Annotated in this window: 19 protein-coding genes and 1 pseudogene; 5 read left to right on the forward strand and 15 right to left on the reverse strand. The window is 72.9% G+C overall.

Annotation, left to right across the window (positions count from 1 at the left end; genetic code table 11):
• From ACZ6R9_RS05700 to ACZ6R9_RS05710, 3 genes and pseudogenes are all read left to right on the forward strand, one after another.
• Positions 1-518, forward strand: a pseudogene (locus ACZ6R9_RS05700) (hypothetical protein); the annotation flags it as partial.
• On the forward strand, positions 515-1687 hold the full coding sequence (locus ACZ6R9_RS05705) for a hypothetical protein (protein ID WP_465536712.1): 1173 nt from the start codon (positions 515-517) through the stop codon (positions 1685-1687). The pseudogene ACZ6R9_RS05700 and the gene ACZ6R9_RS05705, both read left to right, overlap by 4 nt.
• 41 nt (positions 1688-1728) lie before the next feature.
• Entirely contained in the window at positions 1729-3450 is a 1722-nt protein-coding gene (locus ACZ6R9_RS05710; protein ID WP_465536713.1) for a DHA2 family efflux MFS transporter permease subunit, read from the forward strand.
• Between the two features lie 24 nt (positions 3451-3474).
• Here the strand turns inward: ACZ6R9_RS05710 and ACZ6R9_RS05715 are convergent, their stop codons facing one another.
• From ACZ6R9_RS05715 to ACZ6R9_RS05735, 5 genes are all read right to left on the reverse strand, one after another.
• Positions 3475-4470 carry a LuxR C-terminal-related transcriptional regulator gene (locus tag ACZ6R9_RS05715; protein ID WP_380488175.1) on the reverse strand — a complete coding sequence of 332 codons (996 nt, stop codon included), beginning with the start codon at positions 4468-4470 and terminating at the stop codon, positions 3475-3477.
• 156 nt (positions 4471-4626) lie between these two features.
• Entirely contained in the window at positions 4627-6483 is a 1857-nt protein-coding gene (locus ACZ6R9_RS05720; RefSeq protein ID WP_465536821.1) for an AfsR/SARP family transcriptional regulator, read from the reverse strand.
• A 58-nt stretch (positions 6484-6541) separates the two neighbouring features.
• Entirely contained in the window at positions 6542-6733 is a 192-nt protein-coding gene (locus tag ACZ6R9_RS05725) for a hypothetical protein (RefSeq protein WP_465536715.1), read from the reverse strand.
• A gap of 167 nt (positions 6734-6900) precedes the next feature.
• Complete coding sequence (locus ACZ6R9_RS05730; protein WP_465536717.1) at positions 6901-7203, reverse strand: hypothetical protein; 303 nt, start codon at positions 7201-7203, stop codon at positions 6901-6903.
• Between the two features lie 221 nt (positions 7204-7424).
• A complete protein-coding gene (locus ACZ6R9_RS05735; protein WP_465536718.1) occupies positions 7425-9107 on the reverse strand; it encodes a carbohydrate binding domain-containing protein in 1683 nt (560 codons plus the stop codon).
• Positions 9108-9431: 324 nt separating this feature from the next.
• On the opposite strand from ACZ6R9_RS05735, the gene ACZ6R9_RS05740 reads away from it, so the two are divergent.
• On the forward strand, positions 9432-10316 hold the full coding sequence (locus ACZ6R9_RS05740) for a phosphotransferase (RefSeq protein ID WP_465536720.1): 885 nt from the start codon (positions 9432-9434) through the stop codon (positions 10314-10316).
• A 7-nt stretch (positions 10317-10323) separates the two neighbouring features.
• Here ACZ6R9_RS05740 and ACZ6R9_RS05745 read toward each other — a convergent pair whose 3' ends face one another.
• From ACZ6R9_RS05745 to ACZ6R9_RS05775, 7 genes are all read right to left on the reverse strand, one after another.
• The gene (locus ACZ6R9_RS05745; protein ID WP_465536722.1) at positions 10324-11562 is read right to left on the reverse strand and encodes an LCP family protein; all 1239 of its coding nucleotides are present in this window, start codon (positions 11560-11562) and stop codon (positions 10324-10326) included.
• A 29-nt stretch (positions 11563-11591) separates the two neighbouring features.
• Positions 11592-12131 (reverse strand): SigE family RNA polymerase sigma factor, encoded by a 540-nt coding sequence (locus tag ACZ6R9_RS05750; RefSeq protein ID WP_380488184.1) that lies wholly within the window; start codon positions 12129-12131, stop codon positions 11592-11594.
• 229 nt (positions 12132-12360) lie between these two features.
• A complete protein-coding gene (locus tag ACZ6R9_RS05755) occupies positions 12361-13527 on the reverse strand; it encodes a S53 family peptidase (RefSeq protein WP_465536724.1) in 1167 nt (388 codons plus the stop codon).
• A 113-nt stretch (positions 13528-13640) separates the two neighbouring features.
• Positions 13641-16040: a glycoside hydrolase family 65 protein gene (locus tag ACZ6R9_RS05760; protein WP_380488186.1), complete on the reverse strand. Its 2400-nt coding sequence runs from the start codon at positions 16038-16040 to the stop codon at positions 13641-13643.
• On the reverse strand, positions 16037-16783 hold the full coding sequence (locus ACZ6R9_RS05765; protein ID WP_380488187.1) for an HAD family hydrolase: 747 nt from the start codon (positions 16781-16783) through the stop codon (positions 16037-16039). Before ACZ6R9_RS05765 ends, ACZ6R9_RS05760 begins: the two co-directional genes overlap by 4 nt.
• Before the next feature lie 63 nt (positions 16784-16846).
• The gene (locus tag ACZ6R9_RS05770; protein ID WP_380488188.1) at positions 16847-17314 is read right to left on the reverse strand and encodes an SRPBCC domain-containing protein; all 468 of its coding nucleotides are present in this window, start codon (positions 17312-17314) and stop codon (positions 16847-16849) included.
• Positions 17315-17562: 248 nt separating this feature from the next.
• Positions 17563-18039 (reverse strand): carboxymuconolactone decarboxylase family protein, encoded by a 477-nt coding sequence (locus tag ACZ6R9_RS05775; protein ID WP_380488189.1) that lies wholly within the window; start codon positions 18037-18039, stop codon positions 17563-17565.
• 50 nt (positions 18040-18089) lie between these two features.
• Between ACZ6R9_RS05775 and pdxR the strand changes: the two genes are divergently transcribed.
• Positions 18090-19514 carry a MocR-like pyridoxine biosynthesis transcription factor PdxR gene (gene pdxR, locus ACZ6R9_RS05780; RefSeq protein ID WP_465536728.1) on the forward strand — a complete coding sequence of 475 codons (1425 nt, stop codon included), beginning with the start codon at positions 18090-18092 and terminating at the stop codon, positions 19512-19514.
• Positions 19515-19521: 7 nt separating this feature from the next.
• Here the strand turns inward: pdxR and ACZ6R9_RS05785 are convergent, their stop codons facing one another.
• The 3 genes from ACZ6R9_RS05785 to ACZ6R9_RS05795 all read right to left on the reverse strand — a co-directional run bounded on the left by ACZ6R9_RS05785 (position 19522) and on the right by ACZ6R9_RS05795 (position 22160).
• On the reverse strand, positions 19522-19686 hold the full coding sequence (locus tag ACZ6R9_RS05785) for a DUF6126 family protein (RefSeq protein ID WP_157815763.1): 165 nt from the start codon (positions 19684-19686) through the stop codon (positions 19522-19524).
• 38 nt (positions 19687-19724) lie between these two features.
• Positions 19725-20330: a helix-turn-helix domain-containing protein gene (locus ACZ6R9_RS05790; RefSeq protein ID WP_380488191.1), complete on the reverse strand. Its 606-nt coding sequence runs from the start codon at positions 20328-20330 to the stop codon at positions 19725-19727.
• Between the two features lie 117 nt (positions 20331-20447).
• On the reverse strand, positions 20448-22160 hold the full coding sequence (locus ACZ6R9_RS05795) for a pyruvate dehydrogenase (RefSeq protein ID WP_465536822.1): 1713 nt from the start codon (positions 22158-22160) through the stop codon (positions 20448-20450).
• Between the last annotated feature and the right edge of the window lie 69 nt (positions 22161-22229).

A 22229-nucleotide genomic window follows, 5' to 3' on the forward strand; every position in this document is an offset into this window, starting at 1 on the left:
CGCAGCTTGAACTCGGCGCCCCGGCACCGGACTTCGCCAACGGCTGCGGAGCCCGCCGGATGACCGCCACCGCCGCTGCGGCGTACGCCCGGCAGCTCGAAGTCGGCCGCGCGCAGCGCTACTTCGGAACCGCCGCCACGGCCTGCAGTCGCTCTCACCAGGGCGGCCCGGCCGAACCGCAGCGCCGCCCCGTCGCCCCGGCATCGCAGCTCGAACTCGGCGCCCCGGCACCGGACTTCGCCAACGGCTGCGGAGCCCGCCGGATGACCGCCACCGCCGCTGCGGCGTACGCCCGGCAGCCCGAACTTCGCTGTGCGCAGCGCGACTTCGGAACCCCGGCACCCGACCCCGCCGACCCCGCCGACGCCCTCGGAGCCCGCCGCGTGACCGTGACCGTGACCGTGACCGCGACCGCCACCGCCGTCGCCGCCACCCCGCCGCACGCCCCGTCGGCGGAACTCGGCTGCGCGCAGCGCGACTTCGGCGCTGCCGCCCTGACCTTGGAGCTCGCCGCATGACCCCGCCCGACACCGCCATCGCTGCCCCGGCCCGGGCCTACACCCGGCGGATCTCGCAGATCGAGCGCGGCTATCTGAACGCCAACGCCACCGGCACCCCGCAGCTGATCCAGATGGTGATCGAGGGCGAGGGCCGCATCGACCCGGGGCAACTCGCCGACGCGGTGCGGGAGTCCACCGCCGCCAACCCCGGCCTCGCGGTTCGCCGCAAGGGCCCGAACTGGCGGGCCGCGGACGCCCTCCCGCCGATCACCGAGCTGCCCGCCGATGCGGGGTTCGACCACCCGTTCTTCCATCGCGACCTGGACGTGGTGGCCGGGCCGGTGTGCGAACTGGGCCTCGCCAACGGGCCGGTGACCACCCGGCTGGTGGTGCGCGCCAGCCACATCGTCACCGACGGTCGCGGCCTGCGGTACTGGATCGAGGACCTGTTCCGCGCGCTGCGCGGCGAGCCCCTGGTCGGCGCGGACTCCACCGTCGACGACACGCACTTCCGCACCGCCGCCGCCCCCGTCCCGGCCGCCCCCGTCCCGGCCCGGGTGGAGGGAGGCCCCGCGATCCTCGGACAGGGGCCCGCCGACGGGACAGCCCTCTGGCTGCGCCGCTCGGTCGCGGCAACGCCGTCCGCCGCCACTGCCCGGATCGGCGCCGCGGTGTCGCGCCTGCTGGCCGCCGACTCCGGCCGCCTGATCATCCCGGTGGACCTGCGCCGGCACGACCGCGAGGTGCGCTCCACCGCCAACCTGACCTCCCAGCTGGTGCTCGATCTGCACCGCGAGGACCGCTGGAACCGGCTGCACAGTCAGCTGCTCGCCGCCATGCTCCGCAAGCGCGAAGTCGCCGCCCTGGAACGGGACTTCCTGCGCAACAACCCGTTCGCGAACTCGCTGCGGGAGGCCCAGGAGCTGGACGGTACGCGCTTCCCGTGCACCGCGATCCTCACCGACCACGGGCGGATCGACACCGAGCTGTACCGCACCGCGCAGTTCCGGCCCACCGAGTACTTCACGCTGCCGATGCTCGTCCCGTACGCCGAGATGTTCCTGAGCACCTGCCAGCTTGACGGCCGTACCGAACTCACGCTGTCCTGCCGCAACCGGCCCGACGCCCGCCCGGCCGCCGAGGCCGTCCTCGACGAGGTCGAACGCGCCCTGCTCGCCGCCGACTGACCCGTTCACCCCTCCTCCCCGCCGATGAAGGACCTGCGAAGATGCCCACCAAGCAGCCCCCCCGCACCACGGTGAACGCGGTCAAGGGCAAGGCCCGCCGCAAGCCGGGCCCGGAGCGCAAGCCCGCCGCCACCTCCGAGAAGCCCGCCGCCACCTCCGAGAAGCCCACCGCCACCGCCCAGCCCACCGCCACCGCCCAGCCCACCGCCACCGCCCAGCCCACAGAGCCCGCGCAGCCCACAGAGCCCGCGCAGCCCACCGAGACCGCACCGCCGGCCGAGGAGACCGCCGCGGTCGCCGTGGCCGAGCCCGAGACGCCGGCCACCCCCGAGCAGGACAAAAAGGCCGAGGCCCCGCCGGCCCAGGAGGGCCCGTCCAAGGCCGCGCTGATCACCATGGCGGCCGCCATCGCCGGCGGGTTCATCGCGCTGCTGGACACCACCATCGTCAACGTCTCCATGCAGGAGACCACCGCCCGCTTCGGTGGCATCAACCAGGTGCAGTGGGTGGTGACGGCCTACCTGCTGGCGCTGGCGGCGACCATGCCCGCCACCGGCTGGCTGGCCACCCGGTTCGGCACCAAGCGGGTGTTCGCTGCGGCCACGGCACTGTTCGCGCTGGGTTCGCTGGGCTGCGCCGCCGCCCAGTCGCTGGACCAGCTGATCGCGGCCCGCGGCCTGTCCGGCGCGGCGGCCGGCATCCTGACCCCGGCCTCGACGATCCTGCTGACCCGTGGCGTGCCGCGCGAGCACCTGGCCAAGGTCCAGGGCCTGAACGGTTCGGTGATGCTGATCAGTCCGCTGCTCGGCCCGACCATCGGCGGTCTGCTGGTCGCCTGGGGCGGCTGGTCGGCGGTGTACGTGGTGAACATTCCGTTCTGCGCGATCCTGCTGGCCGTCACGGTGCGCTGGGTCCGCAAGGACGCCCCGCCGGCCGGCAGCGCCAAGCCGCTGGACCTGGTGGGCCTGGTCTCCTCGGCGACCGCCACCGTCTGCCTGGTGCTGGCCATCCACGCGTACGCCGAGCGCGGCGCCGAGGCGAGCGCCGCGCTGCTGGTGCCGCTCGGCCTGGCGGTGGTCGGCGCGGTGGTGTTCGTGGTGCGCGAGCTGAAGGCGAAGTTCCCGCTGCTCGACCTGCGGCTGTTCCGCATCCCGGTGTACGCGACCGCGGTGGTGAACATCTTCTGCCTGGGCTTCGTCCTGTACTCGCCGATGATGCTGATCCCGCTGTACTTCGAGGACGCCCGCGGCGAGTCCGCGGTGACCACCGGCCTGCTGATGTCCGTCGGCGGTCTGGGCGTGGTGACCGCCGCCTGGCTGTCCCGGGTGCTGCTGCGGAAGATCGGCGGTGGTGCGACCGTGCTGATCGGCATCTGCCTGACGATGATCGCCACCGTCCCGATGACCGGCCTGACCGCCACCACCTCGTACCCGCTGATCTGCGGCAGCCTGGTGATCCGCGGCCTGGGCACCGGCCTGACCATCGTGCCGACCATGACCCGGGCGTTCCAGTCGATCCGTCAGGAGTCCATCCCGGATGCCTCCGCGCAGCTCAACCTGACCCAGCGGATCGGCGGCGCGCTGGCCATCGCGGTGGTCACCGTGGTGCTCACCGACTCCGCCCGCAGCCACCACGGCATGGTGCCCGCCGCGTTCGCGCACTCCTTCGGCTGGCTGCTCGGGGTGTACGGCGTGACGCTGCTGCCCGCGCTGGCGCTCCTCCTCGCGGACCGCTGGGAGAAGAAGCGCCAGCCGGCGGCCTGACCGAACGCCGACGAACGCCCGCGGTCAGCGCGTGGCGGGGAGCCAGCCGTCCTGAACGGCGTGCACCCCGGCCTCGAACCGGCTGCGGGCGTCCAGGCGTTCCATCAGGTTGGCGGCGAACCGGCGGGCGGTGCGGGGGGAGACGCCCATCCGCTTGGCGATCGCCTCGTCGGTGTGGCCCTGGGAGAGCATCTTCAGCACCGCCAGCTCGTGCGGCGGCATCTCGTTCTCGTCGCACTTGGGCGCGTCCCCGACCGGGATCGCACTCGCCCACACGCCCTCGAACAGCGCGCACAGCGCGGCCACCGTGCCCGCGCCGCGCAGCACCACGGCGCCGGCCCGGGCGTCCTCGGTGTCGATCGGCAGGACGGCCTGCTGCCGGTCGAAGATGATCATGCGGATGGGGAGTTCGGGCACCGTACGCACCTGGCCGCCCTGCAGGTTCAGCCAGGTGACGTGGTCCAGGGTGGGCCGGTGGTTGCGGACGCTGTCCAGGTAGACGGTGCGCATCTGCACCCCGCGCTCCAGCAGCGCCGCGTTCGGCTGCCGGCTGGCCCGCAGGTCCTCCTCGGTGTGGGCGCCGCCGGGGGCGAAGGTCGCCACCTCATGGCGTACCGACCCGGCCAGTTCGGCCAGCCGCTCGCGGATCATCTCCGGCCCGGCCAGCTGCTCGGACGCGGCGTCGGTGGCGGTCGGCCGGAACGCCGAGCACTCCGCGATCAGCTGGGCCGCCGCGGCCCGGGATGCCTCCACCCGCAACTGCTGGGCGGCCAACTCGGCCTGCTGGCGGGCCAGCAGCACCTCCATCGCGGTCTCCGGGCCGACCGCCCGGAACCCGATGCCCTCCCGTGCGGACGGCTGGATCAGGGCCAGTTCGCTGAGCCGGTCGAGTCCGGTGCGTACCCTGCCCTCGGTGAGGCACAGGGCGGCGGCCAGCGCGGCGACCCCGGCCTGTGGGTCGGCGAGCATTCGTCGATAGATGGACTCGGCCTCCGCATCGAGCCCCAATATGTCCAGCATGGATCGTCCCCGTTTCGATCAGCGCCAGTAAGGTTTACATCATTTCCTGAGCTTACTGACACGGGGCAACCACACCTTGACGCCAAGATTCCGGAAACATGACCGGACAACGGTGTCCCGGACACGGCCCGCGGAGTGTTCGGAACCCGCCTGGTCTCAGGCTGTCACCAGCAGTTGACGGTCCGTCGGCCCCGCCGGTGCGCCGACCCCGTCCGGCGGCTCGGGCAGCAGCCGCGAGCAGTCCCGCACCAGGCTGTGGAACGAGAACAGCGCCGCCGCCTCCTGCCGGATCAGGTTGTTCTCGTACAGCGCGTCCAGGCAGCACTCCACCTCGTCCGCGCTCAGCCCGGTCACCGCCGCCGCCCGGTCCACGTCGAACGACCCGGCGGGCTGACGGCTCATCAAGCAGCTGAACCGCTGCTGCGCCCGGTCCAGGTACTGGTAGGACGCGCGCAGCAGTGCCATCAGGTCGCGGTCCCCGGTGCGCAGGCAGCGCGCCCGCCGCTCCGGGTCGGCCAGCCGCTCCACCAGGTCGGCCACCGACCACGCCGGACGGTCCCGCAGCCGGGTCGCGGCGATCCGCACCGCCAGCGGCAGGTAGCCGCACAGCGCCGCCGCCTCCGCCGCCCGGACCGGCTCGCGCGCCACCCGCCACTCCCCGGCCACCCGGGCGAACAGCTCCACCGCGTCACCCGGCGGCAGCACGTCCAGCGGCAGCGCCACCGAGCCGTCCAGGGCGCTCAGCTTGCGCCGGCTGGTCACCAGCACCAGGGTCTCCCCGGCGCCGGGCAGCAGCGGGCGCACCTGCGCGCTCTCCGCGGCGTCGTCCAGCACCAGCAGGCAGCGCCGGCCGGCCAGCCGGGAGCGCCACAGCGCGGAGCGTTCCTCCAGCGAGGCCGGGATCCGCTCCGGCGGCACGCCGTCCGCGCGCAGCAGTGCGGCCAGCGCCTGGGCGGGCGGCACCGGCGGCCTGGACTCGTCGAAGCCGTCCAGCGCGGCGAAGAACTGGCCGTCGGGGAAGTCGGCGGTCACCCGGTGCGCCAGGCGCACCGCGAGGGTGGTCTTGCCGACGCCGCCCATGCCGTCGATCGACAGCATCAGCGGAGCCCCGGCCGCCCGCCGGGCCACCGCCTCCTGGAGCAGTGCCAACTCGCCGGTCCGGCCGGTGAAGTCCGACAGGTCGTGCGGCAGGCAGTTCGGCCGCTGCCCGGGAGCGGGCTCGCTGCCGGCGGAGGGCCGCGCCGTCACCGGTTCGGCGATCGGGCCGGGGGCGTCGTGCATGCCGGGCGCGTCGGCGAGGATCTCCGCCTGCAGCGCCCGCAGTTGGGGGCTCGGCTCCAGGCCGAGTTCGTCCGCCAGGAAGCGGCGGCCCTCGTCGTAGACCGCGAGCGCGTGCGCCTGCCGGCCGCTGCGGCACAGCGCCGTCATCAGGCTCCGGCGCAGCGAGTCGCGCAGCGGGTACTCGGCCAGCAGTGCCGTCAACTCGCCCACCAGCGAGGAGGTTTCACCGCTCTTCAGGCGCAGTGCCATCAGGTCCTCGACCGCGGTCAGCCGCTGTTCGTTCAGCTTCACGGCCGCGCTGGTCACGGCCGGGCAGTGGATGCCCGCGAACGCCTCGCCGCGCCACAGGTCCACCGCGGACTGGAGCAGCCGGATCGCCTCCGGGAACCGCCCGTCCCGTTCGGCGGCCCGGGCCTCGCGGACCTTGCGGGTGAAGCGGTGCGCGTCCACCGCGTCCTCGGGTGCGGCCAGCCGGTACCCGACGTCCACCGTCACCAACCGGTGCTCGCCGGCGGCCAGCACCCGTCTCAGGTCGCGGATGGCGTTGTGCACCTGCGGTCTGGCCGACGGCGGCGGGTCCTCCCACAGCTCGTCCACCAGGAAGTCCATCGGTACCACCCGGCCGGCGTTCAGGAGCAACAGCGCCAGGAGTCTCTGCTGCCGCATGCCCCGGACGTCCACCAGGACGCCGCCCTGACGCGTCTCCAGCGCGCCCAGGACCAGGTATTCCATCGTCTTCACCCCCGTGAATGCGATCGGTCGGATGTGGTGGTCGGTGTCCTGCGCGGGCTCAGCGGCCCCAGGTGACGTCGCTCTCGGTGACACCCAGGTCCGGGGTGGCCGTCGAGGTCGGCACGACATGGTCGGCACCGGCACCGTCGGCGACATTTCCGGCGTATTCCACCGACGCCGCCGAAATGGCCAGTGCGGCGAAAGCGGCGACCGAGAAAGCGACCAACTTGGAGACGCGGGTGACCAGCACGGAATTCTCCTCGAAAATGGTGGGGATTCCTCCGGGATCAGTTCCCGGGGCTCCTTGCCGGCGCCCTCGCTCCGGCCGGCACCACCACTGTGCTGCACCTGCGACGCCGTGGGAACAGGGGGCGGCTGGACGGAACATGCACTGTCCTAAGCCGTCCACGGCCACGGCTAGTCGAGTCCCCACCAGGGCCCGGGAATCAGTGCTGCGCCTACCGAGAGGACCGCGAAGCCGGCCAGCGCGGGCTCCGCCTGGACCGTCCGGCGCAGCAGCGCGGCCGCCCGGCCCTCCGCCTCCAGCAGGGTGCGGGACAGGCTGAACACCCCCACCGTGACTTCGTTCGACCTGCTCGGATGGACGCTCACGTGCTCCAGTGCGTCCAGGTCCTCCGCATGGGTGCGGAGTAAATTCGCCAGCTCGGGAGGAGCGCTTCGGCCGATCGGCGTGCGGAGCCGTGCGTGAACCAGATGCATACTCCTATCTTCGGCCCGTCCACTAGGTGCCCGAACAATTTCGCGCTGGTCGATTTATGCCGTGGCCTGAACCGTCCAGGCCGGGCATTTGATCGTTTGATGTCGAATGATGCTGGGACTCCGGGACTGAAGGAACGCGGGACCCCGGGAGCGGCCTGCACCCCCGGGGTCCTGCCCGGTTCACTGTCCACAGCCCTGTGGACAGCCCTGCGGGTGGAAGGTCAGCGGCCCTGGAGCGCCTTGACGTTGTCGCCGAAGCTCCAGCCCTTCGAGCCGTCCCAGTTGATCGACCAGTCCATCAGGCCCTTCAGCCGGCCGTTGAAGGCGCCCCAGGACTGGCCGACCAGGCTGGGCGCCAGGTACCCGCCGCCCGCGCCGGGCTGGGCCGGCAGGCCCGGGACCTGCTTGTCGTAGGGGACCTTGATGGTGGTGCCCTGGATGGTCAGACCGTTGTTCAGGCAGGTGGTCTGCGCGGTGAAGCCCTGGACGGTTCCGGCCGAATAGGAGTCGCCGGAGCAGCCGTACATCGAGCCGTTGTAGTACTGCATGTTCAGCCACCACAGCCGGCCGTTGTCCACGTACTTCTTGATGACCGGCAGATAGGCGCCCCAGATCGAGCCGTAGGTGACGCTGCCGCCGGTGACGTACGCGGTCTCGGGTGCCATGGTCAGGCCGAAGCCGGCCGGCATCTGGGCCAGCACACCGTCGATGATGCGGATCAGGTTGGACTGCGAGGCGGACAGCGTGCCGATGCTGCCGCTGCCGGACAGGCCGGTCTCGATGTCGATGTCGATGCCGTCGAAGTTGTACTTCTTCAGGATCGGGACGACGGTCGCCACGAACCGGTCCGCGACGGCGCTGGAGCTCAGGTCGATGCCCGCGGCGGCGCCGCCGATCGACAGCAGGACGGTCGCGCCGGCGGCCTTGGCCTGGCACATCTCCGCGGGCGTGGAGACCTTGACGCCGGTGTCCATGCCGTCCTGCCACAGCACGGTGCCGTCCGAGAGGATCACCGGGAACGCGGCGTTGATGACGTTGTAGCCGTGCGCGGCCATCCGGCTGTCGGTGATCGGGGTCCACCCCATCCCGGGGTGCACGCCGTTGGACGCGCCGTCCCAGTTCTCCCAGTAGCCCTGCAGCACCTTGCCGGCCGGCCTGGGCTTGGTCGGACAGGTCGCGTCCCCCGAACTCGGGCTGGACGAGGGGCCGCCGGACGCGCTGCTGCTCGCCGAGGGGCTGCCGGACGCGCTGCCGGACGGGCTGGACGACGGGCTCGACGAGGCGCTCCCGGACGGACTGCCGCTCGGCGAGGGGCTGCTGCCGCCGGGGCCGGCCAGCGAGATGTCGTCCGCGTAGTACGCGGGCCGGCCGTACCAGCCGTGCACGTAGACGGTCACCGAGGTGGTGTTCGCGCCGGTGCCGAAGGAGACGCTGAGCTGCCCGTACGAGGCGTTGCCGGCCGTCCAGGTGGACGGGGTGCCGGTCAGTCCGGTGCCGGTGGCGCCCAGGTAGACGTAGCTGCCCTGGACGTAGGCGCTCAGCGTGTACTGCGAGTTGGGCTGCACGCTGATGGTCTGGCTGCACTGCGCGGTGTCCTGGCCGCCGGGGGTGGCCCGGAGCGCGGAGCCGCCGGAGTGGACGGGGCTGCCGACGGTCGCGGCGCCGGAGCAGGTCCAGCCGGAAAGGCCGTCCTCGAAGCCGGAGTTGACCACCAGGTTGGTGGTGTCGGCGGCGGCCGTGACGGTACCGGCCACGGCGAGGCCGGTACCGACGGCGGCGGCCGCGCAGACCCCGGCGAGCGAGCGCTTCAGCACGCTCGGTCCGGCTCCGGGCCGCGTCACCTGCACTGCGCGTTCCACGCCCGCCCGTTGCGGGCGTGACGTGCGCGGGCTCCGACGGAACATGTGGTGCTCCCTTCCCGCCGAGCGCCCTGGTCGAGGCCGTGCGCGTGGGGGCGGCGTGACGCCCGGCTCTGGGTGAGGTGGGGGACATGTGGGGCTGTGCCGACCGGATCGTAGAAGTGCCGGCCGAGCCCGTCAATAGGTCTGGACCAAAGGCAAGGGTGGTCTGGACCGGGCGAGGGGCGGCCGTCCCCGGAAGCGCCGCGGCCCCGAATTCCCCTCCCGCATAAGCAGGGTGAACACTGGCCCGGTGCGCCCTTCCGGTGCTCCGGAGCGCCGCGTCCTGCCGGTCGCGGCCCCGGACGTCGAGTGGAACGAGCCCTGGACGTGGACTGTCGAAGCCCCGCCGCCCTGCTGGCCGAGGCCTGCGCCGCCGCCGGCCGCCCGAGCGCCGGCGCCGAACTCATCCGGGCCGGCGAGAACACCCTGTGGCGGCTGCCCGGCCAGGTCGTGGTCCGGATCGGCCGGCCCGGCCAAACCGCCGTCGCCGTCCGCGAGTTGACAGTCGCCCGCTGGCTGCGCGCGCACCGCGTCCCGGCCGTCCGCCCGCTCGCCGACCCGCCCGAACCGATCGTGGTCCACGGCCGCCCCGTCACCTTCTGGCACGAACTGCCCCCGCACCGCCACGCCACCGCCCCCGAACTCGCGGCCGCCCTCCGCCGACTCCACCAACTTCCGCCGCCCGAAGCCGAGTTGGGCACCATCGACCCGTTCGTCCGGCTCTCCGCCCGGATCGACGGCGCCGCCACCCTCGACGCCCCGCAGCGCGCCTGGCTGCACGGCCGACTCGCCGAACTGCGCACCGCCTGGACCGAACTCGACCACTCCGCCCAGCCGTTGACGGTCGTCCACGGCGACGCCTGGGGCGGCAACCTCGCGGTCACCGCCGCCGCCGCCTACCTGCTGGACTTCGAACGCACCGCCCTCGGCCCGCCCGCCTGGGACCTCACCTCCACCGCCGTCGCCCATGACTCCTTCGGCAGCCTCACCGCCCCCGGCTACGCCGCCTTCTGCGCCGCGTACGGCGCGGACGTCACCGAGTGGTCCGGCTACCCGGTCTTCCGCGCCATCCGCGAACTGCGGCTCGCCCTCTACGCCCTGCAACAGGCCGCCACCACCCCCGACCGCCACCGCGCCCAGGCCCACTACCGGCTGGCCTGCCTGCGCGGCGAACACGGGCCCCGCCCCTGGCGGTGGACGGCCCTCGACTGACGTCACGTCAGTACACGCAGGGCACCCCGTCCAGCCCGACCGGCAGCTGCGGCGAGTCCTCGAACGCCTCCCCGGCGGGCGAGTCCGGCGAGACCGGGCCGACCGACCGCTCGCCGAGCAGGATCTGCCGGGCCGCCCCCTTCACCTCCCGCACACGGTTCCCCTCGAAGGTGACCGGCAGCGTCGCCGCGGTGCCCCGCCCGGCCGCCAGCGCCGGCACCTGGCGGACGAAGTCCACCGGGCTCCAGCCCTCATCGGTCACCAACTGGTCCTTGAGCGAGTCGTACAGCGCGGAAAGCCGGGCCGGATCCGTCAGCACCCCGTCCGTGCGCAGCTTCGCCAGCACCCCGGCCAGCAGCGCCTGGGCCCGGGTGGTGCGCTGCACGTCCGAGCCGTCACCGATTCCGTGCCGCTGCCGGACGAACGCCAGAGCCTGCGCCGGGTTCAACTCCTGGCGCCCGGCAGGCAACCGGACCCCGCTCCACTCGTCGCGCACCGCCTGGTTCAGACACACCGGCACCCCGCCAAGGGCCTGCGCCATCCGGTAGAACCCCGTCATCGAGATCTCGGCGTAGTGGTCCACCGGGATCCCCGCCAGCATCTCCATGGCCCTGAACAGCGCGCCCCGCCCGGCCCCCCGGCCGCGCCGGCGCAGCTCCTCCTCGGACAGGCCCTGCCCGCGCAGCCGGTCCATCTCGGCGGTCTCCGCCTTCGAAAACAGCGAGTTGAGGGGGGCCTGCCCGCCGTGCCCGTCCGACACCAGCAGGTCCCGGGGCACCGACAGCTGCCGGACCTCGCCGCCACCCTTGGGGATGTGCACCAGCATGATGGTGTCGGCGGTGTCCCGGTCGGGCAGCGCGGCGTGCAGGTCGCCGTGCACCAGCTCGGCGGGCGCCGGCCGGCCCTGCGCGTCAGCGGTGCTGTCCAGGCCCACCAGCAGGATCGTCACGCCCGCGTCCAACGGCGCCGGCGGGGGCGGCGACACCGAGTGAGCGATGCTGAGGACGTCCGAGCGCTGCCCCGGCACACCGTGCGGCACCGTCAGCGCCCCCGCCCCGACCAGCACGGTGGTGGCCAGCGCACCCCCCAGCAGCACCGCCCGCCGCCGCCGGGCCCGCTTGAGCCGCCGCCCCACCGCCAGCCCACCGTCCACCAGTCTCGCCGTCACCTCCGGCCCAGGCCCACTGCCCACCTGACCGAACGCCTCCCCCAAACACACCTCGAACTCCCCGTCCCCGCCCGTCACTTCACCACTCCCTCGACCGAAATCCCCGCTCATCGCGCCACCAACTCCGCCAAGTCCGAACCCAACAGCGTCCGCAGCTTCGCCAACGCCCTCGAACACCGGGTGCGCACAGCGGCCGAACTGTCCTTCACCATCGCGGCGGTCTCCTCCACACTGCGGTCCTCCCAGTACCGCAGCACCACCACCGCCCGGTCCCGTGGCGGCAGTTGACCGAGCGCGTCGACCAGCGCCAGCCGCAACGCCGAATCCGGCGCCTGCTCCACCACCTCCGGCAGCACCTGGCTCGGCCGCTCACTGCTGCTGCGCCGCCGCCGATGCGTCAGGTACGCCCGCACCAGCACGGTCTGCGCGTACCCGGCCGGATTGTCGATCCGCCCCGCCCAGCTCGGCCGGTGCAGACGGTGCCACTGGGTGTACATCTGCCCGAGCGTCTCCTGCACCAGATCCTCGGACAGATGCGCGTCCCCGCCGGTGAGGAAGTACGCCGAGCGGTAGAGCTGCCCGGACCGGGCCGCCGCGAACGCGACGAACTCCTCCTCCAGGGCCGCCCGCCGTCGAGCTGTGGCCACGTTTCCTCTCCCTCCGCCGAATCCGCCCTATGACGACCCGGCGGCACCAGGATGTTTCATCCGTCGCCAAGAAAGGTCCCGCACGGCCCGCCAGGGCTGGGGGAGAACTGCGCGAAGGGGAACGCACCCCACCGCGAGATCGCGACGCACGACAATGACTTGTACGTGCTCGCGACCTCGCGGACGTGGTGTGCGTACCTCCCCCTCTGCCTCGCCGGCGCCTTGGTGGCTAGCCCCTGAACGCCCCGACCCCGTTCGGCGTCCCCAGCCCCGTAGGCCCGTCATACCCGGGCCCCGCCGTGCACAGGTAGGCCGGCCGACACGTCGCCGTGGCTCCGGTGACCACATCGTTGAGCGCCCCGGGCTGCGCGTACGGGAAGCTCGCCGGTCGGCTCCCGGCCGCCGGCGCGCCCGCGAGGGCGTAGGTCGCGGCGATGATGGGCGCCGCCGCGGAGGTCCCGCCGTAGGTGTACCAGCCGCTGCCGCCGTAGGTCTGGTAGACGGCCACACCGGTCTCGGGGTCGGCGACGGCCGCCACATCCGCGACGGTCCGGCGGCTGCACCCGGTGTCCTTCTGCCAACTGGGCTTGGAGAGCCGGGAGGAGCACCCGCTGCCGGTCCCTTCGGAGGAAGTCGTGGACCAGACTTCCTCCGCCCAGCCGCGCGGCGAACTGTCGGTGCGGAGCGAGGTCCCCCCGACCGCCGTGACGTGCGGCGAGGACGCCGGGAAGATCACGCCGTAGCCGCCGTCACCGGAGGCGACGGCGATGGCCACGCCGGGGTGGTCGAAGTACCGGCTGTCGTAGCCGGCGGCGTTGGAGTTCTCCTGCGCGCCCCAGCTGATCGAGACGTACTTGGCGCCCATCGCGACGGCGGTGTTGACGGCGGCTCCGAGGTCGGCGACACCGGCGCTGTCGGCCTCGACGAGGAGCAGGTGGGCGCGGGGTGCGATCGCGGAGACCATGGCGAGGTCGAGCGCCGTCTCGCCGGCCCACGCGCTGTCCGCGCGCGGGATCCGGGTGCCGCCGCGCTGGTCGGTCTTGTGGAAGCAGCCGCTGTCGCTGGTGCAGGCGGGCAGCCCGTAGTGGTCGCGGTAGACGCCGAGGTCGGCCTCGGCGTTCGGGTTGTCGTAGGCGTCGACGATGGCGACGGTGGTGCCTTCGCCGCCGTCGGCGGGCAGCCCGTACGCGGAGAGCAGGTCGGCGGGGCCGTAACCCTCCTTGTCGGAGGCGGCGCTGACGACCCGCAGGGCGTGGCAGGCGGCGATGTCGGCGCGGGCGGGACGGGCGCAGGTGTGCACCCAGTGGGTGCCGGGGTGGATGGTGTCGGCATGCGTGGGGGTGGCGGCGGTGAGGGTGGTGAGCAGGGCGGCGGCGGTGAGGGCGAAGGTGCGCACGGACGGGCCTCCGGTCGGTACTGCGGACCGGTGGCGCGCGTGAAGTTCCCTGCACGACCGGTCACGGTTCGTACAGGGAGTGTTGACGCTGCGTCAGCGTTTTATGCGCGCGGTCACTCTGCCGGTAGATGGTCGACGCTGCCGACCTGGATGCCGGCCTGGCTGTGCCGTCGGGCCGGTTCGCGGCCGGGCGGCTGGGTGGGGCGCTCGGCGGGGGTGCCGATCTTCTTGGTGGGGCGGCTGACGGGCTTCCCGGTTTCGACGCGCAGCGTTTCGTCGTCGTGCAGGACGTGCAGCACGCTGCCGCGGCGGAGCGTGTAGGTGGTGGTGGCGTGGGTGATGTCGATCCGCAGCAGGTGTTCGCGCACGCTCATGGAGAAGCACAGCCGTTGCAGTCCGGCGGGCAGCCGGGGGCGGAACGACAGGTGTTCGCTGTGGTCGCGCAGGCCGCCGAAGCCGGCCACCAGGGCGATGCAGGCTCCGGCCAGCGAGGCCATGTGCAGGCCGTCGCGGGTGTTGCCGCCGAGGTCGTGCAGGTCCATCAGGGCGGCTTCGGCGGTGTAGTCGTAGGCGAGGTCGAGCTGGCCGACCTCGGCGGCGATGACGGCCTGGGTGCAGGCGGAGAGCGAGGAGTCGCGGACGGTCAGTTGTTCGTAGTAGGCGAAGTTCCGGGCCTTCTGCGCGGGGGTGAAGAGGTCGCCGCGGGTCTGCATGGCGAGCACCAGGTCGGCCTGTTTGACGACCTGCTTCCGGTACAGGTCGAAGTACGGGTAGTGCAGCAGCAGCGGGTACTTCTCGGGCGGGGTGGCCTCGAAGTCCCACATCTGGTGGTCGGTGAAGCCGTCCGCCTGCGGGTGGACGCCGATCTGCTCGTCGTACGGGATGAACATCTTGTCGGCCGCGTCGCGCCAGGCGGCGGCCTCCTCGGTGTCCACCCCGAACGCCGACGCCTCGTGCAGGTACTTCAGCGCGGTGTCGGCGGCGTTCCACAGGTTGGCCTGCGCCATCGCGTTGGTGAAGACGTTGTTGTCGGCGACCGCGCTGTACTCGTCGGGGCCGGTGACGCCCTCGATCCGGAAGTTGCCCTTGGCGTCGTGGTGGCCCAGCGAACGCCACATCCGGGCGGTCTCCACCAGCAGCTCCAGGCCCTGGGTGCGTTCGAACTCGGTGTCGCCGGTGGCCCGCACGTAGCGGACCACGGCGGCCGCGATGTCCGCGCCGATGTGGAACGCGGCGGTGCCGGCCGGCCAGTACCCCGAGCACTCCTCGCCGCGGATCGTCCGCCACGGGAACACCCCGCCCGCCAGGCCGAGTTGGGCCGCCCGCTCGCGGGCCATCGGCAGCGTGGTGTGCCGCCAGCGCAGCGCCTGCTTGACGGCCTCCGGCAGGCAGTAGGTGAGCACCGGCAGTACGAAGGTCTCGGTGTCCCAGAACGAATGCCCGTCGTACCCCGGGCCGGTCAACCCCTTGGCGGGGATGGCCCGTTCCTCGCTCCGGGCACCCGCCTGCAACACGTGGAACAGCGCGAACCGGACGGCCTGCTGGAGTTCCACGTCGCCCTCGATCTCGACGTCGTTGTCACCCCAGAACTTGCCCAGGAACTCCTTCTGTTCGGCCACCAGACCGTCCCAGCCGGTGTACCGGGCGGCGGTCAGCGCGGCCTCCACCTGGTCGCGGACGGCGGGCAGCGAACGGGTCGCCGACCAGCCGTACGACACGAACTTCACCAGGCGCAGCTTCTGACCGGCGTTCAGCACCGTGGTGACGGTGATCCGGGCCTGGTCGTCCGAGGACTCGGCGGCGGTGTCGATCCGCTCCGGCCCGTCGATCACGTGGTCGATCCCGGCGGCGACCCGCAGCCCGGAGAACCGGGTGCGGTGCACCAGCACGCCCTTCGTCCCGTCGGCGTGCCGCAGTTCGGCCGCCAGCGGGGCCTCCAGCACGGCCGACGCCCGCGGGTCGCCGTCCCCGCCGCCCGGCAACTGCTCGTTGGCGACCAGCTCGGACTGCAGCACGATCCGCACCGGGCCGTCCACGGCCTCCACCGCGTAGTCGATCGCGCACACCGCCCGCTGGGTCAGCGACACCAGGCGGCGGGAGCTGACCCGCACCGTCCGCCCGGCCGGCGAGGTCCACTCGGCCTCCCGGCGCAGGATGCCGTCCCGGAAGTCCAGGCTGCGCCGGTGGCTGCGCAGTTCGCCGTACCGCAGGTCGAACGGCTCGTCGTCGACCAGCAGCCGGATCAGCTTGCCGTTGGTGACGTTGATGACGCTCTGCCCGGACTCCGGGAAGCCGTAGCCGCTCTCCGCGTACGGCAGCGGACGCAGCTCGAACACGCCGTTCAGGTAGGTGCCGGGCAGGCCGTGCGGCTCGCCCTCGTCCAGGTTGCCGCGCAGCCCGATGTGGCCGTTGGACAGCGCGAACACCGACTCCGCGCGGGCCTGCCCCGGCAGGTCCAGACCGTGCTCGCTGATCCCCCACGGATCGACCGTGAACGCCTCGGACGGGCTCATCCGCGCTCCCCGAGCAGCTCCGACAGGTCGTCCACCACCACGTCCGCGCCGTGCTCGCGCAGCGCCTCGGCCTGCCCGGTGCGGTTCACCCCCACCACCGTGCCGAAACCGCCCGCCCGGCCCGCCGCGACCCCCGCCAGCGCGTCCTCGAACACCGCCGCGTGCTCCGGGGCGGTGCCCAACCGCTTCGCGGCGGCCAGGAAGGTGTCCGGCGCGGGCTTGCCCGCCAGGTGGTCGCGGGCCGCGGTGATCCCGTCCACCACCACATCGAACAGGCCGTCGATCCCGGCGGCCTTCAGTACATCCCGGCAGTTCGCGCTGGACGAGACCACCGCGCGCGGCAGCCCGAGCTCCCGCAGCCGGTGCAGGTACGCCACCGACCCCTGGTACGGCTGCACGCCCTGCTCGCGGATCAGCCGCAGCACGGTGTCGTTCTTCGCCGCGGACAGCCCGTTGACCGTCCGCGCCCCCGGCGGATCCTGCGAGGTGCCCTCCGGCAGCTCGATCCCGCGCGAGGCCAGGAACTGCCGGGTGCCGTCCAACCGGGGACGGCCATCCACGTACCGGTCGTAGTCGCCGACCGGATCGAACGGGACGAACGGGGCGCCGCCGCGCTCCGCCTCCGACCGCAGGAACGCGTCGAACATGTCCTTCCACGCGGCCGCGTGCACCTTCGCGGTCTGGGTCAGCACCCCGTCGAGGTCGAACAGGAAAGCGTTGATGCGGTCCGGAAGTCCCAACATGCTGCCAGTCTCACCCGCCGTCGCTGCTCCATGCCGGTCATCGCCCGAAACGGCGCGTCGTGGTCAGTCGGCCGCCGCGTGCACCCCCGGATGCGAGTGGCCCTCCGGCACGAACAGCGGCTGCGGACGCCCGCTCTGCGCATAGTCCTTCAACCGGACGATCGCCTCCGCCCACCCGCCCGCGGCCGCCGGGACGGACGCCACCGCGTCCGGCCCCCACCCGAGATGGCGCAGCAGCAACAGCGTGTGCCGCGGCCCGTCCGGATGATCGAACAGGTCCCACGTCACGGTCGTGCCCTGCCACGTCGGCGGATACAACCCGACACTGCGCCACCCCACCCGGTCCAGGTCCGCACGCTCACGCCGGAGCCGAAGCGGCTCCGGCGCGTCCGGCACCGTGACCAGCAGATCCTCCCCGTCCCGTTCGATCCCGGTACTCCACCACGACGTCAACCCCACCCGGGTGTCCAACGCCGCCAGCAACCGCTCCCGGGACGCCGCGACATCGACCTGCAAGGCGATCTCGGCCATCGCACTCACCTCACCACCCACCATCGCGCGAAACGCATGCGCGTGCGAAACGCAGGAGGGTGCGCAGACAGGGGCGCGTGGGGGCACCTCCCGGCCCGCTAGGGCTGGGGGAGAACTGCGCGACAAGCGCACACCACGTCCGCAAGGTCGCGATCAAGTGCAAGTCACTGTCCCGCGTCGCGATCTTGCGGTGGGGTGCCTTCCGCTTCGCGCAGTTCCCCGCGCCCCTGTTTGCGTACCCCCATGCCTCACACTCGCACCGCCGGCGACATCCGCGTCGAGACGCCCACGCGGTTGAGGGCGTTGATGGTGGTGATCACGCCGATCAGGTGGGCGAGTTCGGTTTCGGAGAAGTGCTTCGCGGCCTCGTCGTAGACCTCGTCCGGGACGTGCGTCGTGGCGATCAGGGTGATGGCCTCGGTGAGGGCCAGCGCAGCGCGCTCGCGGGGGGTGAAGAACGGCGTCTCGCGCCACGCGGCCAGCGTGTGGAGGCGGTGTTCGGCCTCGCCGTTCTTGCGGGCGTCGCGGGAGTGGACGTCGAGGCAGTACGCGCAGCTGTTGATCTGGGAGGCGCGCAGGTTGACCAGGTCGGCGATGGCGGGGTCGCCGAGGCCGGCCCGGGCGAGGCGGTCGAGGGCGATCAGGTTGCGGTGGAACTCGGGGGCGACGCGGGCGAGGGCGAGGCGCTGGGCGGGGGCGGGAACGGCGGCGGCTTGGTCGGTCATGGGCACCACGCTAGGCGGGGGTTGGCCCGGTGGTGTGGTTCATTTGGGGGATGAGTTCCTGGGCCACTTTCGGCGGCGATCTGCACCTCGACCTGACGGCCGGCCGCACGCGCGGCCTCGGTCTGCGGGCCGCGCTGGAGGATGCGCTGCGCACGGCCGTGCGGGACGGACGGCTCGCGCCGGGCACCCGCCTGCCGTCCTCCCGGGCGCTTGCGGCCGATCTCGGGATCGCCCGCAACACCATCGCCGAGGCGTACACCCAACTCGTCGCCGAGGGCTGGCTGATGTCCCGGCAGGGCTCGGGCACGGTGGTCGCGGAGCGCGGCCCGCAGCCCGGGCCCGCCGTACCGCCACCGGGCCTGCGGCAGCCCGTCGCGCTGCGGTACGACCTGAAGCCGGGCTCGCCCGATCTGGCCCGGTTCCCGCGCGGCGCGTGGCTCGCGGCGGCCCGTCGTGCGCTGGCGAGCGCCCCGCACGACGCGTTCGGGTACGGCGACCCGCGCGGCCGGATCGAGCTGCGCCGGGCGCTGGCCGGCTACCTGGCCCGGGCCCGCGGGGTGCGCACCGATCCGGAGCGGCTGCTGATCTGTTCGGGCGTGCAGCAGGGTCTCGGCCTGGTCTGCGCGGCGCTGCGCGAGCGGGGCCTCGGGTCGGTCGCGGTGGAGGCGTACGGGCTGCCGCCGCAGCACGCGGTGATCACCGCGCAGGGGCTTTCGATGCGTCCGCTGCGGCTGGACGAGGGCGGCGCGGTGACGTCCGAACTGGCCGGCACCGAGGCCGGGTTGGCACTGCTGACGCCCGCTCACCAGTTCCCGACCGGGATGCCGTTGCGGGCGGCCCGGCGGGCGGAGGCGGTGGACTGGGCGCGGCAGGTCGGCGGCTACCTGCTGGAGGACGACTACGACGGCGAGTTCCGCTACGACCGGCACGCCATCGGGGCGATGCAGGCGCTGGACCCGGAGCGGGTGGTGTACGCGGGCACCGCGTCCAAGTCGCTGGCGCCGGGCGTGCGACTGGCCTGGCTGGCGCTGCCGGCGGCCCTGGTGGAACCGGTGGTGCGGCACAAGCAGTTGGCGGACGGCCAGAGCGGCGCCCTGGAGCAGCTGACGCTGGCCGAACTGATCGACTCCGGCGGCTACGACCGGCACATCCGGCGCAGCCGCCAACTGCTGCGGCGCCGCCGCGACCGGCTGGTCGAGGTGCTCGCCGAGCGTGCCCCGCGGGTGCGGGTGACGGGGATCAGCGCGGGCCTGCACGCCGTCCTGGAACTGCCCGAGGGCTCCCCGGGCGAGGACGAGCTCCGGGCCCGCGCGCTGCGGGCGGGACTACGGGTGCACACCCTGGGGTGGAGCCGGGCCGAGGGCACGGGCCGGCCGCCGAAGTGGCCCCCGGCGCTGGTGGTCGGCTACGGCACGCCGCCCGACCACGCCTTCGAGGCCGCCCTGGCCACGCTGTGTACCGTGCTGGGCCCCTGACGGCCGGTCACTTGCCGTGGCGGCCGACGTAGAACAGCAGGAAGAGGAAGCCCACGAAGCCGTGGCCCGAGACGATGTAGATCCAGACCCGGATCCACACCCGGTTGGAGGCGCGGTAGCCCGCGTCGACGGTCTCCTTGTACTGCGGGACGGCGGGCTTGGTGTCGGCCATGGCGGTCTCCTGACGGTGGTGGCGGACGGGTTCGGGGGCTACAGGCGGGGGGCGTCGCCGAGGCACAGGTCGCCGGCGGGGCTCTGCAGCAGGGTGTGGACGAAGATCAGGTCGAGTCCGGTGTCGGAGTCGGCGGCGATGCAGTGCGGGGTCATCGAGTCGAAGTGGGCGGAGTCGCCCTCCTCGAGCAGGTGCACCCGGTCGCCCAGGGTGAGCTTCATCCGGCCCTTGGTGACGTACAGCCACTCCTCGCCGGGGTGCACCCGCACCACGGCGTCCTGCGAGCTCGGCGGGACGTGCACCCGCAGTGCCTGCATGGCCCGGCCCGGCGCCCCGGCGCGGCGGTATCCCCAGCCGCCGGCCCGGCCGGGTTCGGCCACGCCGCCGCGGATCACCGGATCCGGCTCGGCCACCTGCTCGCCGAGCAACCCGGACACGCTCGTCCCGTACGCCCGGGCGAGGCCGAGCAGTACCGGCAGCGAAGGCTGCCGCCTCCCGGTCTCCAGGCGTGACAAGTAGGCTGGCGACAGGCCGACCCGGGCCGCCGCGGCCTCCAGCGTGAGGCGGCTGGTGACCCGCTGCTCCCGCAGCCGCGCGCCGAGGCCCGCGACTTCCTGGTCGTCGCCGAGTGGACTGTCTGTCATGACTTCAGTCCACACCCTTTGTGCCTCAGTGGCAACAAACTTGCCCCACAGGCAAACCGGTCCGTCCCCCCTCGGTTCCCAGTCTCCTCGCCCTTATCCGGTACCGGCACCCGCAGGTCAGGGACGGGGCAGGTGGCGCAGGTTGGACCGGGCCAGGTCGATCATCCGGCCGACGCCGCCGGTCAGCACCGTCCGTCCGGCGGCCAGCGCGAAGCCCTTGAGCTGGGCGGCGGTGATGTGCGGCGGGATGGACAGCGCGTTCGGGTCGGTGACCACGTCCACCAGGGCCGGGCCGGGCCGCTCCAGGGCGTCCGCCAGCACCTCGCGGACCTTCGCCGGGTCGGTCACCCGCTTCGCCGGGATGCCGCAGGCCCGGGCGATCGCGGCGTAGTCCACGTCGCCGTTGTCGATCTCCCACTCCGGATAGCCGGAGACCAGCATCTCCAGCTTGATCATGCCGAGCGCCCCGTTGTTGAACACCACGGTCTTCACCGGCAGCCGGTGCTTGGCCACCGTCAGCAGCTCACCGAGCAGCATGCCGAGACCGCCGTCGCCCGACATCGACACCACCTGCCGCCCGGGGAACGCCAGTTGGGCCCCGATCGCGTGCGGCAGCGCGTTCGCCATCGAACCGTGCAGGAACGAACCGATCACCCGGCGCCGCCCGTTCGGCGTCAGGTAGCGGGCCGCCCAGACGTTGCACATGCCGGTGTCCACGGTGAACACCGCGTCCCCGTCGGCCACCTCGTCCAGCACCGACGCCGCGTACTCCGGATGGATCGGCCGGTGCTTCTCGATGCCCCTGGTGTACGCCCCGACCACCGTCTCCAGCGCCCGGTAGTGCCGGGTCAGCAGCCCGTCCAGGAACGACCGGTCGGTCTTCTGCTCCAGCAGGGGCAGCACCGCCCGCAAGGTCGCCGCCACATCCCCGTGCACCGCCAGTTCCAGCGCGGTACGCCGGCCCAGCCGGGTGGCGTCGTGATCCACCTGCACGGTGCGGGCCTGCGGCAGGAACGAGTCGTACGGGAAGTCGGTACCCAGCAGCAGCACCAACTCGGCCTCGTGCAAGGCCTCGTGGCACGCCCCGTAACCGAGCAGCCCGCTCATCCCAACGTCGTACGGGTTGTCGTACTGCACCCATTCCTTGCCCCGCAGGGAATGCCCGACCGGCGCCTGCAGCATCCCCGCGAGCTTCATCAACTCCTCGTGCGCACCCCGCACCCCCGCGCCCGCGAACACCGCCACCGTCCGCGCCGCGTTCAACGCCTCGGCGAGCGCCTGCACCTGCGACCACGGCGGCGCCGCCACCGCCTGCTCGGTCAGGAAGGTGCTCCGGCCGGTCGGCGCCGGCGCGGGCAGCGCGGCGACGTCACCCGGAAACGCCAGCACCGCGACGCCACGGGCGCCCAGCGCGTGCTGAATCCCCACCCGCAGCAGCCGCGGCAACTGCGCCGGGTTCGACAACAGCTCGCACCACCCGCTGCAATCGGTGAACACCCGCTCCGGGTGCGTCTCCTGGAAGAACCCCGTCCCGATCTGCGCGGACGGGATGTGCGAGGCCAGCGCCAACACCGGAACGCCACTGCGCTGCGCGTCGTACAGTCCCTGGATCAGATGCGTGTTGCCCGGACCGCAACTCCCCGCACACACCGCCAGCCGCCCCGTCAGCTCCGCCTCCGCCGCCGCCGCGAACGCCCCCGCCTCCTCGTTCCTGACGTGCACCCAGGAGATCCCCTCGGCCCGCCGGATCGCGTCCACCACCGGATTGAGACTGTCTCCCACCACCCCGTAGACCCGCTCGACCCCCGCCTGCAGGAGCACTTCCACCATCTGCTCAGCCACGCTGCCCACGGATCACCTCGCGCTATGGCAAATACGGACATTCCGCACCATATAGGG

It is taken from the genome of Kitasatospora sp. NPDC048662, from assembly GCF_055587065.1.

What these genes read in the sequence shown, in the direction of transcription:
- ACZ6R9_RS05705 (WP_465536712.1), top strand. Translation starts at nt 515, where the DNA reads ATGACCCCGCCCGACACCGCCATCGCTGCCCCGGCCCGGGCCTACACC.
- ACZ6R9_RS05710 (WP_465536713.1), top strand. Translation starts at nt 1,729, where the DNA reads ATGCCCACCAAGCAGCCCCCCCGCACCACGGTGAACGCGGTCAAGGGC.
- ACZ6R9_RS05715 (WP_380488175.1), bottom strand. Translation starts at nt 4,470, where the DNA reads ATGCTGGACATATTGGGGCTCGATGCGGAGGCCGAGTCCATCTATCGA.
- ACZ6R9_RS05720 (WP_465536821.1), bottom strand. Translation starts at nt 6,483, where the DNA reads ATGGAATACCTGGTCCTGGGCGCGCTGGAGACGCGTCAGGGCGGCGTC.
- ACZ6R9_RS05730 (WP_465536717.1), bottom strand. Translation starts at nt 7,203, where the DNA reads ATGCATCTGGTTCACGCACGGCTCCGCACGCCGATCGGCCGAAGCGCT.
- ACZ6R9_RS05735 (WP_465536718.1), bottom strand. Translation starts at nt 9,107, where the DNA reads ATGTTCCGTCGGAGCCCGCGCACGTCACGCCCGCAACGGGCGGGCGTG.
- ACZ6R9_RS05760 (WP_380488186.1), bottom strand. Translation starts at nt 16,040, where the DNA reads ATGAGCCCGTCCGAGGCGTTCACGGTCGATCCGTGGGGGATCAGCGAG.
- ACZ6R9_RS05765 (WP_380488187.1), bottom strand. Translation starts at nt 16,783, where the DNA reads ATGTTGGGACTTCCGGACCGCATCAACGCTTTCCTGTTCGACCTCGAC.
- ACZ6R9_RS05770 (WP_380488188.1), bottom strand. Translation starts at nt 17,314, where the DNA reads ATGGCCGAGATCGCCTTGCAGGTCGATGTCGCGGCGTCCCGGGAGCGG.
- ACZ6R9_RS05775 (WP_380488189.1), bottom strand. Translation starts at nt 18,039, where the DNA reads ATGACCGACCAAGCCGCCGCCGTTCCCGCCCCCGCCCAGCGCCTCGCC.
- pdxR (WP_465536728.1), top strand. Translation starts at nt 18,090, where the DNA reads ATGAGTTCCTGGGCCACTTTCGGCGGCGATCTGCACCTCGACCTGACG.
- ACZ6R9_RS05785 (WP_157815763.1), bottom strand. Translation starts at nt 19,686, where the DNA reads ATGGCCGACACCAAGCCCGCCGTCCCGCAGTACAAGGAGACCGTCGAC.
- ACZ6R9_RS05790 (WP_380488191.1), bottom strand. Translation starts at nt 20,330, where the DNA reads ATGACAGACAGTCCACTCGGCGACGACCAGGAAGTCGCGGGCCTCGGC.
- ACZ6R9_RS05795 (WP_465536822.1), bottom strand. Translation starts at nt 22,160, where the DNA reads ATGGTGGAAGTGCTCCTGCAGGCGGGGGTCGAGCGGGTCTACGGGGTG.